Genomic DNA, 12732 nt, shown 5'->3' on the forward strand with positions numbered 1-12732 from the left:
AGAGATATTTTTGGAAAATTAAAAAAAAATGAAAAATTAGGAAAAAATTTGATTTGTTCAGATTTAAATTGTATCTGAGCGTTATACTTTTCTTATCTAAACAAAAGTTATTCAAAAAGATTACGGATTTTGACTAATCTGAAAGAATATTTCAAAAAGTAGGATAAGAAATGAAAGTTTATTCACAGGATATATCATTGAATCAGCTTGAAAGTGTTCTTACAGTGCTTAATAACTGTACGGATTCTTTTGTCTTTTTTCATAATCTTACAAAAAGTACTTTTTTTATTTCTGATTTCGCCTGTAATTTTTTTGATTTGCCTGGCAATAAGTTTTCCAATTCCATTGATGAGCTCCTAAAAGTCACTTACAAAGAGGATCAAGCCATAATGATGGCAGAATTTGATTCTCTGAAACTTGGTAGAAAAAAAGACCACAATATTGAATTTCGGTGGGTCAACAAAAATGGCAAGCCTGTTTGGCTCAGTTGCCGGAGCCAGCTGATTTCTGACAACGATGAAAAAACTCTGGTGGGTTTTTTGACTATTACCGACTCTCAGGACAAATCTGATTTGCTTACGGGGCTTCCTACCGACACGCAGTTTCGAAAAGATTTTGGCGACAAGCATTCACAGCAACTAAAAGTTTCAGGATTCATGCTAAAAATCGACATTGACAATTTGGGGCTGATAAATGAGCAGCATGGAATTGCGACTGGAAATCTTGTGATTCAAAAAGTCGCTGAGTGCTGCCGAAAAGTTTGCTCCACTATGGATTCACGGTCTTACCGCATTTCTGGCGATGAGTTTATCTGTATGAATCTTGACGGAAGTTCGGCTGTTACCGCTCAAAAAATGTTTGAAAATCTCAAACGCGAAATTGCAGAAGTTGAAAAGACTATGGAGGCTGACATAGTTTTTACTATTTCTGCGGGAATTGTGGCTTTTTCCAACGATTTGAGCCAGCTTGACGAATTCCTTAAAAAACTAAATTATACGGTTTCTGTCGCAAAAGAGACTGGCCGCAACAAGTTGGTAATGTTCAATGCCGCGGATTACAATAGCCATCTTAGAAAACTTGATTTGCAGGAAAAAATCCGTGACTCAATAAGAAAGGGCTTTGAAGGATTTGAGCTTTATTATCAGCCTGTTGTTGATGCACGGAAGCCATATCTTGATTCTGACTGCTCTATTCCGAATGTGATTGGCGCGGAAGCGCTTTTGCGCTGGACTCATCCAAAATACGGACTTTTGTATCCGGATGAATTTATTCCGATTCTTGAAAAAACGGGCATGATAATTTCTGTTGGAAGATGGATTTTAAAGAATGCGTTCAGCCAGTGCCATGATTGGAATCGAATACAAAAAGATTTTCACATGAGCGTGAATATTTCGTATATTCAGGTGCAGAAAAGCGATATTCTCTCGGATGTTGAGACGGCTTTGCTGACTTCCAAGGTTTCGCCGGCAAATATTACGGTGGAGCTTACCGAAAGCGGATACATTGATAATGTTGAGGCTTTGCAAAAACTTACTGAAGCGTTTTCGGGCATGGGCCTGAATGTTGATATTGATGATTTTGGAACTGGATATTCGAACCTTCGTTATTTGCAGTATCTTCATGCAACAACGTTAAAGCTTGATTATACGTTCGTTCATCATGCGACTCACGGAAACGAGGGCGACAATCACGTTATAAAGCACATTACTCAAATGGCTCATGAACTTGGCATGAAAGTTTGTATGGAAGGTATTGAAAGCAAGAATGATATTGAAAAACTGATTGTTTTTGAGCCAGACAAATTTCAGGGCTTCTATTTTGGTCGGCCGGAAAACTCCAAGAATTTTAAGAAAAATTTCATTGTTTCGGATTTAAAAAAAGAATCTTTGTTAAAGAAAAATGACTCGATTCAAGAGCTTTAAAAGCTCCTTCAAAAAGATTTTGCGATTTGTTGTTGTGTCACAGGCACAGATAGAACAAAAAAAAATCTGTGTCCTATCTGTGTGTATCCGTGTGTATCTGTGTCAAATAATTAAGTCTTTTAAATAAAGTGTCTCAGCTCAACATGTTCAATCATTTTGCACTTCATGGCTGTAAAGTAGCTTCCGTATGCGGCTGCGGCGGCATCGAACGCACATGCAAAACTTGCAAGAACTGGAATTGCAGGTCTCATAAGAATATAGCCAGATTCAAAACCTTTTCCATACATCGTGCATAGCACTGCAAGTGCCACAAAAGTTCCGCCGGCCGGCAATGCGCATAAAATAAAGGAAACACCGAATGCTGAAAGGAAAAGCCATGTAATGTTGCCCATCGAGAATGCCAATGGCGAATATGAGCGAAGAATCGTTACGAAACAAACAGTGATTACAAGTGCTGTTCCGCCCCTTCCGAAAATTGCGAAAAGTGGGTAGGTATAGTGGTTCAGCGAGTCGTTGATTCCGAGACTTTCTTTCCCGTGGCGCATGTTTACTTGCAGCACGAAGTTTGTGTCCCGCGAGAAGAAAGCTGCAAGCAAAGGACTGATTCCTGCGTAAAGAACTCGGTACGGTCTTGAGTCTTTGCAGAAAACCTTTATGAGAATCGGGCAAATCAAGAATATGAATAGAATCAAATCAACGAGCAAGAGGACTGTCATCGGCATAAAAATCTTTGCCTCGGTAAAGGCTTTTAGCGAAATTAGCCAGTAGCTTGAAATTGCAATCATTCCGACTGCAATCCATTCAACGATAAAACTTGAAAGTGTGTAGCAGAGTTTTGCAAGTGATTCCAGAAGAGTGATTACAGGTTTTGAAGAAGCCGTGTCTACTGCGCATCCCGCACCTGCAAATCCTGCGAACAAAAATACTGGAAGCAAATAAACACCGTCTTTGAGGGAGTCAAAACTTGAATACGGCACAAGGTTCATAAAAAGTTCTTTTACGTTGATTGCTGGAGTTTCTGCCATGCGTTCGCCTGTAATCGGAATACGCGGAAGGTTTACGTCAAAAAATTTGATGACTCCGAGGGAGAAAAGTCCAAGAAAAATCAAAATCACCGTGGAAAAAACGATGGCAAGGATTGTCCAAAAACTTGCTTTTAACAAGAGTTTCTGACTTCGTAATTTAAAGACTGCAAATGTCGTTCCAAAAAACAAAATCGGCATTAAAGAATATCTTCCGAATCTGATTGCAAATTCAGAACAATTTTCAACAGCAAGGCTTACGGCTGGAATATTCATTGGAAGAATAAAATAAGCGACAATTCCAAGAATAACACCGAGCAAATATTTTATCCAAACTTTCATAAAGAAAATTATAGCATAAAAGAGGTTATCTTGAAAATGTTGATTTTACAGCGAAAAAATTGGTTTGTTCAGACTCGCGGCGACATGGAACGTCGGCACAAGTTTACCCCGGCAAAGCGAAAGTTTAACTAAAATCTAAAAATCAACTTGTAGCGTTTCCTTGTGTCTTAATCCGTGAATATGCTATACTCTCCCTTATGGAAAAAAACTTGCTTATTGCTGGAAAGGAACTTCCGGCAGGAACGGACTTTGCCTCTGGAGCGTCGTTTCAGGGACGAAAAACGATGATTACAAAAGAAACGGCAGAGGATCTCGAAATCACTCCGCCAAACGATGTAAAATGTCTTTCTTGGAACAGGTCTTCGGCGCTTTCTGCACGAACGATGGTTTTGAGCAGTTTGAATGAATTTGGAAATATTGACGAAGCTGTTCTTTTTTTTGATGAAACCTGGCTTGCGTCAAAATACGGGGAGACTCTGAATCCTTCTGAAAGCATAAAAGTTCTTGAAGAACTCATTGCGAGCTATCAATATCTTACGATGGAATTGATTTCTCGAATCACCAAAAAAAATATATACGCGGCAGACAATTCTGCTGCAGAAAAATCTAAAAAGACTGTAAAACTGATTTTCCTTTATAAATCGAATCCTTCTGAATGTGACGGAATCACTTCGTCATCTGCACGCGCGGCAAACAATTTGTCTTCACCGCTTGTGGCGGCTGCGGCAAATGCATTTAAGGCGTATGCGGAGAACATTGCGGCTTCACTTGTGAACAACACTGAAATTACGCCGGTGCTCGTTAGCTGCGAACCTTCGAATGACCTTGCTACAAAAGACAGCGCGCTTGCGGTTTGGCTCTGCGAATACATTGACCAAATTGACCAGCTCAAAAAAGGTCTTTCTCCAAAGCAAAAAGTCGCTTGGGTAAAAGCCGGTGCAAAGAGTCCGGGCGGCTTCAGTTTCTTTTAAGGCATAAAAATGATTCTGTCTGCTACGTTTTCAAAACCCGTAAAAAATATTTCTGAACTACTCGGCGAGGAATACACGCGCATAAAAATCAAATTGTCTTCATCTTCGGTGTCGGCAAAAAATAATGACGTGTATTTTGCTGAGTTTTTTACGGAGAAACAGGTTTTTCACAAAAGATTTTCCGAAACTTCTCTCAATGATTTTTTGAATGAAAATGCGGGAAAAACTTTTAAGGCTTGCGTCGTGCGGACTGAATCCGAGGAAATCCAGATTCTTTCGAACAAGAAAGGAAAAATTTCTCGTATCGTAAAAAAAATCAGAGCGTCGGAGAAGGGCGAAAATCCCGAAAATTTTAAAGACGATTCAAATACTGTCTCAGCCGTGCGCACTGACCTGAAAAAACGTTTTTTGCAGTACGAAAATAATTCTTCCGACACAAAAAAGAAAAACTACATTTTGGCAGAAGGAAAGCCAGTTCCGTTCCTCGTTCATCTTGGAATTATGACTGCGGAAGGAAAAGTTATTTCCTCAAAATACGATAAATTCCGCCAAATCAACAGATTTCTCGAATTTATTGATGATATAATCGACGATGTTTCTGAAAAATGCGGTTCAAAATTGCGGATTTTGGATTTTGGCTCAGGAAAATCCTATTTGACTTTTGCGGTTCAATATTTTCTTACCGAAATCAAAAAAATCGATGCGGAAATTTTTGGGCTGGACTTAAAAAAAGACGTGATTGAATATTGCAATTCGCTCACACAAAAACTGAATATAAAAAATCTTACCTTCGCGGTTGGTGACATTGCCTCTTTTGGTGAAGAAAAGTCGCCTGACATCATAATTACGCTTCATGCTTGCGACACGGCCACGGATTTTGCCCTTGATTATGCGATTCGGCGTAATGCAAAAGCGATTTTGAGCGTGCCGTGCTGCCAGCACGAGATTAATTCGCAGCTCAAAAAAACTTCGGTTCCTGAAGATTCTCCTTTTGCGCCGCTTTTAAAATACGGTCTCATAAAAGAAAGGTTTTCGGCTTTGGTTACTGACGCGCTCCGTGCTGAATTTCTTGAGGCTCACGGGTATAAAACCCAGATTCTTGAATTTATAGAAGAATCTAACACTCCAAAAAATTTGTTGATTCGTGCTGTAAAAAAATCTGATGAAAAATCTTGCTCGCCTTCATCAAATCCGCTTTTAGCCGAGTTGAACGTTTCGCAGACGCTTTTTAACGGACTCTCCAGTCAGCTCTAGTATAACGAATAAAAATTAACTGTCATGCTCAATTTATTTCAGCATCAGTATTTACAGATTCCGAAACAAGTTCGGAATGACCTGTTGTTTAGAATTTGTAAGCATTATTGATTCTGACTTAAAATAAATAAACTGTTATACTCTCTTGTGTGGAAAACATAAAAAATCTTAAAAAAACTTTGCTCTGCTTTTTGCTTGGCATTTTGGCAGTTTCCGTTTTGTTTGCAGAAAATCAAGAAGAGCAGGAAAATCCTTTTCGTTTGAACATCAATCTTGGTATGAATCTTGGTCTTGAAAATCTTGAATATCGCGGCGTGGAATTTGATTCTTCGATTTTTAATTTTTCTGCGGTGTTTGAATTGGGCTACATAACCGAAACCAATTTGATTGCCGGTATGCAGATGAACTTTGCGCTTGCAACTTCTACGCACGATGAAGAGATTGAAGGAAATGTTTACAGTTGCGATTTTAACGGTACTTCCTGCCAGTTCGGGCCTTTTGTTGGAAAGGTGTTCGGGCGCAATAAAAATGTTCAAATATTGTTCTTTCCGATTCTTATAGAGCCTGTAAATTATAGCGAATACGAAATTTATCGCGACGACAATACTTTTTACAAAGACGAAAAAGAGCGTGACTTTGCGCGATACAAGTCTGCCGTGCGTTTTGACTTCCAGTTTGGTTCTGGGCAAGTCAGACACGGATTCTTTATCGGCTCGAATTTTATCTGGTACAGTTCGGGCGATTTTAAAAACTCAAAAGGTATGGATTTAATGGCCGGCTACAAACTTTCGCTTGTGCCGACTTTATTATAAAAAAGAATCTGATGTATTGAATAACTGCCATGCTCAATTTATTTCAGCATGACAGTTGATTACTATTCGATGTGCTAAAAAATTCGGCCTCGTATGCGTTTTACACGGCGGGCTTGTCCGATAGAAAAAGTTTTTTCTTCTTCGTTCGGCTGCAGGAGCACTTTTACGGCGGCATCGCCGTCGAGTCGCTCTATGCCGAGCGGAGTTCCCATGTAGATAATTCCATCGCTGCTGTATTTGTCGTCGTATTCAAGTTCGACCATGCTGCGGCTCGTGATTGCGCCTTCAATTACGTGAACTTTTCCTGCAAAATCCATGCCATACGCTTCGGCAATTTCAAATTTTACGCTGTCCGCACGCAATTGTTCCGCTGTCAGAATCAATTTGTGCTTTATTCGCAAATCAAGGCTTTCAAGCTGGTCTTTTGTAAGCTCGATTTTTTCGAGAGCCTTTCGCATTTCATCAAAATGAACGGCACGCTCTTCGTCGGTGGAAAGTTTTTCAAGGTCGGACGGTGCGCAAACGTCGGAAGCTGATTCAAAATTGTGCTTTTCAATAAAAAACTCCGGAAATCCCAGTGTTTCGTGTTCTTTTTTTGTGGATTTTATTTTTCCGATAAAATCAAGTCCGCTTTTTGAAATCAGCTCGTTCGCTTCTTCGTCGGTCGAAACCGAAAGCAAAAAAATTCCTGGTGCCAGCGTTTCGCTGATGAACGGCGCGATAATTGGGTTTTTTTCGGTGCGCGAGCTGTTTTCTCCGCTGACTTTTAAAATATATCCTTTGTAAATTGATGCCGAAGAATACGTGTGGCTCCATTCATCAATCGTGATTTTTAAATTCTGCGGAATTTCGTACGGGCAGTGCTTTTCAAGATAGCCGATGATTTTTTCTGCGGAAAGCCCAAAATCAAATCCCTGCATAATCGATTTTTTTGTGATTTCGAAAGTCGCTGCCGTGTCAAAGCGCGTAATTTCCATAAAACTCATCAATGGAAGCAGTGACGAGAATGAAAGGCCGGGTAGCAACGTGACCGAAAAGTCTGCGTCAAGGCTGAGCACTTTTGCGTCGTCAGAAGAAAAATCTTGTGCGCTCAAAAATGCGCTTCCCGTTACAAAAATATTTTCTCCGTTTTCGGTTTTTCCTTTCTTTGAGATGATTCCGAGTTGCTCTGCGGTGTCGATTAGCCGGTCGAGAATCAGATTGAGATTTTCTTCGTCAGCTTGCGAAATTGTGCCTGCAGAAGAACCTGCCTCTTCTGGATCTGGTTTTGAAACCTGTTCCGTTCGGCTCGCATTTTTTAAAATCGTTGCGAATCGGCCCCGCGCCCCAAAAGAGGAGACTCCCGGAACATCGTTCTGATTGTCGGAAATGAGATATGCGGCGCGCAAAAGCGTTTTTCTGGTGTAGCCCTGAGGTGGAATTGAAGTCGCGGTTTCGATGAGCATTTTTGCCTGACGGACGAGCGCGGTTCTTGAAAATCTCCCGTGAAATGCCACGCACAAATATGCCAGGCGGATTGTCGGTTCCAGGTGGGCAAAGGCTTCTATGCGGCTTTTGTCCACTGTGTAGCCGTGCAGGCTGTCCTTAAAAATTGAAAGATTTATAAATGCTGTGGTGAGCGTCTGCAAGATTCCTGTTTTTTCTGGAAAAAGTTCTTCGAGTTCTTGCACGACACGCTTTTTAAAGGTTCCGTCGGCTTTTAAAAGGTCAGAATTCGAATTTACGAATGAAATGTATGCGGCAAGAAGTTCGTTCGTAATCAAAAATTGGCTTTCGTCAAAAGTCTCGCTGAGTTCTGGCGATTCCAAAAGAATAGATTTTTTTAAGTACGGCTCAAACACGTCGTCGAGCATTGGATTTACGTCAATAATCGTTTTCTGGCTGTTTTTGTCCAAATGACGATAGATTATGAGCCGTTCTTCCAGGTTTAAAAGCCGGTCGTAAAGAGCCGCGTAGGAAAAAGTGTCCTTAAAAAAGGCGGCGAGTTTTTTATGCGTGGCTTTTGAGAGAAATTTTACGGCACAAATTATCTGCAAATCCGAGAGACTCAGAAGTTTTATGATTGTCTGCTTGTTTTCAGTCTTTCTTAAAAACGAACCGAGAGTTTCGATTAATTTTTGCTTGTTGAACGGAGTCTGAATTTTCCCAAGATAAATGCGCATGATTTCAAAAAAATGGGCATCTGGCAAAAGTGCCATGCTTTCTCTCCACTCCAAAATCTTTTGTGCATGTGGTTCGATTGTCATAGTTTTTCCTCCGTTCTGTTTTGTTAGCAAGTTAGACTGTTCAAATCTGAAAGTTCTGTGCAACGCACGATTTTGTAAGCGTAACCTTGTTCTGCAAGGAATTTTTGTCGGTTCGCCCCAAAATCTTCTTCTACCGTGTTGCGGGTTATAATCGTAAAGAATCTTGATTTTCGCTCTTTTGGTCGCAAGATTCGTCCGAGTCGCTGGGCTTCTTCCTGCCGGCTGCCGAACGTTCCGCTCACTTGGATTGCCATGCTCGCGTCTGGAAGGTCAATCGCAAAGTTTGCGACTTTAGAGACTACGAGCACGCGGATTTCGTTCTTGCGGAATCTTCCGTAAATCTCGTCGCGTTCTGCGTTCGGCGTTTTTCCTGTGATAATCGGGCAACACAAAGCGTCCGCAATTTTTTGAAGCTGTTCTATATATTGACCGATTACGAGAATCTTGTCTTCTGGTGAGTTTTCGACCAACGCTTTTACGTAGGCTGTTTTGTCAGGATTCTCGCTGGCGAGTCGGTGCTTTTTGCGCGGTTCTGCGACGGCATATTCAACTTCCTTGTTTTCTGGAAGGTCGATTCTAAGTTCAATGCATTCCGCGCTGGCAATGAATCCTGTTTGCTCAAGGTCTTTCCACGGCACGTCGTATCTTTTTGGACCGACGAGGCTGAACACGTGACCTTCGCAGCCGTCTTCTCGGACGAGAGTTGCTGTAAGCCCAACCCGGCGGACTGCCTGAATTTCTGCGACGACTCTAAAAACCGGTGCCGGGAGCATGTGAACTTCGTCGTAGATTATGAGTCCCCAGTTGCGTTCTCTAAAAATCGAAAAATGCGGGTAAGGGCCGTCTTTTTCTGGTCGCCAGGTAAGAATCTGGTAAGTTGCTACGGTGACTTGATTCAGCGTTTTGTTTTCGCCCGTGTATTCTGAAATCTGGTCTCTTTCTAGCGTGGTTTTGTCGAGAAGTTCGTTTATCCACTGATGAACAGAGCTTATGTTCGTCGTTACAATCAACGTGTTTGTTTTTAAGAGTGCCATTGTGGCCATTCCGACGATTGTTTTTCCGGCCCCGCAAGGAAGCACGATTGTTCCGAATCCGGTTCCCGGTCCTTTGTTTCCGACGATGGATTCTGCGGCTTCTTTTTGATAGCCTCGGATTTGGAACGGTTTTCCGCTGAGTGTTGTCGTTCTTAATTCAATTTCGAGCGGGTCGCCGTCAATCATTGGTACGTCGTCTTTTACAGGCCAGCCCATTTTTAGGAGTTCCTGTTTTATTGTTCCGCGGTCGGTGAGTGCAAGTCTGAAGCAGAATTTTTTTTCTTCGTTCGAGACTATGCAAGTTTTCATCAAATCATCTTGAGGTTCTTCGTAATTCCATGAGACGAGGTGTTTTTTTCCGACCGTACTTGCGGAAATCTCTTTGAAAACATGCGGATTTTCGGTTACGAGGTAAAGATATTCTTCTTTGATTTTTTCGCCGTTTTTTCCGGTAACTTCAATCCACGGTGCCGGCACGAGGCGAAGTTTTCCGAATCGGCCTGCGGTTTCTTTAATCCACACTTCTACGGATTGTGGCACGTCGTAGCGGGCAAATTCTTTGAGCACTTTTATTGCGTCTTCCGACGTGAATCCGGCTCCTCTGGCGTTCCAAAGTGAAAGTGCCGTGAGTCTGTAGGTGTGCAGGTGCTCTGGTGAGCGTTCAAGTTCCGCAAACGGCACCAGGGCCTGTCTGCATTCCGAAGCGCGCGGGGCGTGAACGTCCAGCAAAAGCGTTCGGTCACTTTGAACGATCAAAGGGTTAGAATAATCCATATATTTTTACTTCCGTTATATAAAATTTTAATGAACGAATATTTTACCCGATTTTTTGTATTTTGTCTTACCTTTTGCGAAGTTTTACTTGTGAAAATGTAGTTTGGCAATTTAGACACAGATGAACACAGATGGGACACAGATGAAGTGCAAAATGAAAATTGAAAGTGGACGGTGGTTGAGTAGCGAAGCGTATCGAAACCACGAGAACGGGAAACGGAAAACTGAAAGAGATAATTTAGACACAGATGAACATAGATAAGGCGCAAAAATGATTCTAAGCAGGGGTTCCTCGTTACAGGAAAGCTGATAAAAAAATTGTCGGAACGAGAGTAAAAAAAACGGCTTTTGTGGACGTTTGCAAGGTGAGCCGCTTTGCGACGTTAATAAAGTTCCTTACACCTTGCACCGCGTGAACAAAAGTGGAACGACAATATTTTTCTTTAAATCTGCAAACATTTTTTGTCGTTCCTATCAGTTTTTCAAGCAAAACTGAGCAAGTCACTGTAGATTGCTTACGGTAGTGCAGATAATTTTTTACGCTGGCAAGTTGATTTTCTGTTAATTTAGACACAGATGAACACAGATAAGCACAGATGAGACACAGATTTTCAAGTAACTTTCGAGATGTAAACGCAAACCAAAAATCTGTTGGTCGGTAGCGGAGGTTGGGCGCAAAAATGATTCTGACCGTTCGCGACCGAAGGGAGTCGGATTCCTATTACCTTCAGTCATGACAAAAGCAGACGCGCTTTTCTGGTAGTGGACGCATTTTTTTAAGTTGACGTATAAACTCGATATTCGACTTATTATTCTTCCCCACAGTTTGAGAGAAGATTTGTTAGTGCGGTGAGCGGATTTGCGTTTTCTACGACCACATTTTCTGGCAACGAGAGAATCACATTTGTGTAGTTTACGATTCCTTTTATGCCGATTGCAGCGAGTTTTTCTGCGGTGGATTGGGCTTTTTCGTCTGGAACGGCCAGAATCGCAAATTCCAGGTGTTCGAGTTTCATTACGGTTTCAAGTTCGGCAGTTGAATAAAGCGGGATGTGCGTTTTTAGGATTTCGATTTTGTTCATGCTTGGGTCAAAGCCTGCTGAAAGTTTGAAATTTGATTTTTCGTAAATCGATTTTTCCAGGAGTGCTTCGCCGATTTTTCCGAGACCGACGATGCAACATTTGTGGAGCGTGTTTTTTGGGGCGGAGATATTCAGTTTTTCGCAGATTGCGGAACGCAATTCTTCTATATAATATCCGTTTGATTTTCCTGAGTGCAGCTCCAAAAGCGAAATGTCCCGACGAACAGTTGCGTCGCTCCAACCTGTTTTTTGCGAGATTTCGACCGAAGTGATTTTTCCGTTTTTGCTTTCGGTTTGTGCGAGAAGTTGCGACAGGGTTACAAGTCGTCTTTTTGATGGCGATGGAATAGATTTCATACCGTAGAGTATAACATTAAAATGTGAATGTGATATAATCGCGGCATGAGAAAGATTATTTTTGTTTTGATTTCTGTTTTGCTTTCGGGATTTTTTGGTTCTTGTTCTTCAACAAACAAACTTGCTGAGGTTCAGGAAAAATTACCGGCAGAAAAAACTACTTTTCTGGATACTTACGTTCATGCTGAGGACGGAAAGATTTTTACCTGCTATATTTTTTCAAAAATCACAAGAGTGTGCCTGCTGAATGACGACGGATCGTTTGGCTCAGATTTTGACCCGTCTAGTTACGAGTACGACCAGAATACGACCGAGTTAAAACTCAAAAAAAAGCTTAATGGCGGAACGAACGTTCACATTGAGGGCACTTACACGAATCCGCCGCATCTGATTCTTCGTGGAATGGCTAGCGATGTTCCGAAGCCGTGCGTAATGGCAAAGGGAAAAATGCTCCACGAAGGCGAGGATTACGAGTTTGATTTTGGCACTGGAAAACTTGATTTTATTACGAAACTTGATGTTGACGAGGATTCTTTTTTGATTATGTGGATTGGCGAAACGTCTGAGATTCTTTACGGAAATAAAATCGAGGAATATCAGGATGAATACAACCAGCTCATGTTGATGTGGTCTATGCAGATGGCGAACAACACGAGCGGGAATGTAATCTAGTGTAGTAAATGATATTGCTGTCATTCCGAACTAGTTTCGGAATCTCTTTCATAACACAAAAGCAGATGCTGAAAAACGGGAATAATCGTTTTTGTCACCTCGAGCGTAGTCGAGAGGTCTACAAGAGGTAGATATCCCTCCACTCTGCTGTTGTCCGGGAGCAGTAGATGTCTCGACTTCGCTCGACATGACAGAGAGGCCGCGTCGACAAGCAAATCGAGAACGCTCAGAATGACCGGCTTTC

The 12732-nt window shown here is 41.7% G+C and carries 9 protein-coding genes; 5 read left to right on the forward strand and 4 right to left on the reverse strand.

Features of this window, described 5'->3' with window-relative positions:
• Nucleotides 1-170: 170 nt before the first annotated feature.
• Nucleotides 171-1922 carry a bifunctional diguanylate cyclase/phosphodiesterase gene (locus JI65_RS15560; protein ID WP_191018081.1) on the forward strand — a complete coding sequence of 584 codons (1752 nt, stop codon included), beginning with the start codon at nt 171-173 and terminating at the stop codon, nt 1920-1922.
• A 119-nt stretch (nt 1923-2041) separates the two neighbouring features.
• Here the strand turns inward: JI65_RS15560 and JI65_RS15565 are convergent, their stop codons facing one another.
• Nucleotides 2042-3286 (reverse strand): dicarboxylate/amino acid:cation symporter, encoded by a 1245-nt coding sequence (locus tag JI65_RS15565; RefSeq protein WP_191018082.1) that lies wholly within the window; start codon nt 3284-3286, stop codon nt 2042-2044.
• A 197-nt stretch (nt 3287-3483) separates the two neighbouring features.
• Between JI65_RS15565 and JI65_RS15570 the strand changes: the two genes are divergently transcribed.
• From JI65_RS15570 to JI65_RS15580, 3 genes are all read left to right on the forward strand, one after another.
• A complete protein-coding gene (locus JI65_RS15570) occupies nt 3484-4257 on the forward strand; it encodes a hypothetical protein (RefSeq protein ID WP_191018083.1) in 774 nt (257 codons plus the stop codon).
• Between the two features lie 9 nt (nt 4258-4266).
• Nucleotides 4267-5511, forward strand: a complete 1245-nt coding sequence (locus tag JI65_RS15575) for a class I SAM-dependent methyltransferase (RefSeq protein ID WP_191018084.1) — start codon at nt 4267-4269, stop codon at nt 5509-5511.
• Between the two features lie 203 nt (nt 5512-5714).
• On the forward strand, nt 5715-6323 hold the full coding sequence (locus JI65_RS15580) for a hypothetical protein (protein ID WP_191018085.1): 609 nt from the start codon (nt 5715-5717) through the stop codon (nt 6321-6323).
• Nucleotides 6324-6397: 74 nt separating this feature from the next.
• Here the strand turns inward: JI65_RS15580 and JI65_RS15585 are convergent, their stop codons facing one another.
• From JI65_RS15585 to JI65_RS15595, 3 genes are all read right to left on the reverse strand, one after another.
• Nucleotides 6398-8569 (reverse strand): helicase-associated domain-containing protein, encoded by a 2172-nt coding sequence (locus tag JI65_RS15585; RefSeq protein WP_191018086.1) that lies wholly within the window; start codon nt 8567-8569, stop codon nt 6398-6400.
• 23 nt (nt 8570-8592) lie between these two features.
• The gene (locus tag JI65_RS15590) at nt 8593-10377 is read right to left on the reverse strand and encodes a DNA repair helicase XPB (protein WP_191018087.1); all 1785 of its coding nucleotides are present in this window, start codon (nt 10375-10377) and stop codon (nt 8593-8595) included.
• Between the two features lie 809 nt (nt 10378-11186).
• Nucleotides 11187-11816: a redox-sensing transcriptional repressor Rex gene (locus tag JI65_RS15595; protein ID WP_191018088.1), complete on the reverse strand. Its 630-nt coding sequence runs from the start codon at nt 11814-11816 to the stop codon at nt 11187-11189.
• 45 nt (nt 11817-11861) lie between these two features.
• Between JI65_RS15595 and JI65_RS15600 the strand changes: the two genes are divergently transcribed.
• Complete coding sequence (locus JI65_RS15600) at nt 11862-12488, forward strand: hypothetical protein (protein WP_191018089.1); 627 nt, start codon at nt 11862-11864, stop codon at nt 12486-12488.
• The last annotated feature ends 244 nt before the right edge of the window (nt 12489-12732 follow it).

This window comes from Treponema zioleckii (assembly GCF_014737315.1).
Classification (GTDB): Bacteria; Spirochaetota; Spirochaetia; order Treponematales; family Treponemataceae; genus Treponema_D; species Treponema_D zioleckii.

Coding starts and splice junctions, on each gene's coding strand:
- JI65_RS15565 (WP_191018082.1), bottom strand. CDS start 3,286: ATGAAAGTTTGGATAAAATATTTGCTCGGTGTTATTCTTGGAATTGTC.
- JI65_RS15575 (WP_191018084.1), top strand. CDS start 4,267: ATGATTCTGTCTGCTACGTTTTCAAAACCCGTAAAAAATATTTCTGAA.
- JI65_RS15590 (WP_191018087.1), bottom strand. CDS start 10,377: ATGGATTATTCTAACCCTTTGATCGTTCAAAGTGACCGAACGCTTTTG.
- JI65_RS15595 (WP_191018088.1), bottom strand. CDS start 11,816: ATGAAATCTATTCCATCGCCATCAAAAAGACGACTTGTAACCCTGTCG.
- JI65_RS15560 (WP_191018081.1), top strand. CDS start 171: ATGAAAGTTTATTCACAGGATATATCATTGAATCAGCTTGAAAGTGTT.
- JI65_RS15600 (WP_191018089.1), top strand. CDS start 11,862: ATGAGAAAGATTATTTTTGTTTTGATTTCTGTTTTGCTTTCGGGATTT.
- JI65_RS15585 (WP_191018086.1), bottom strand. CDS start 8,569: ATGACAATCGAACCACATGCACAAAAGATTTTGGAGTGGAGAGAAAGC.
- JI65_RS15570 (WP_191018083.1), top strand. CDS start 3,484: ATGGAAAAAAACTTGCTTATTGCTGGAAAGGAACTTCCGGCAGGAACG.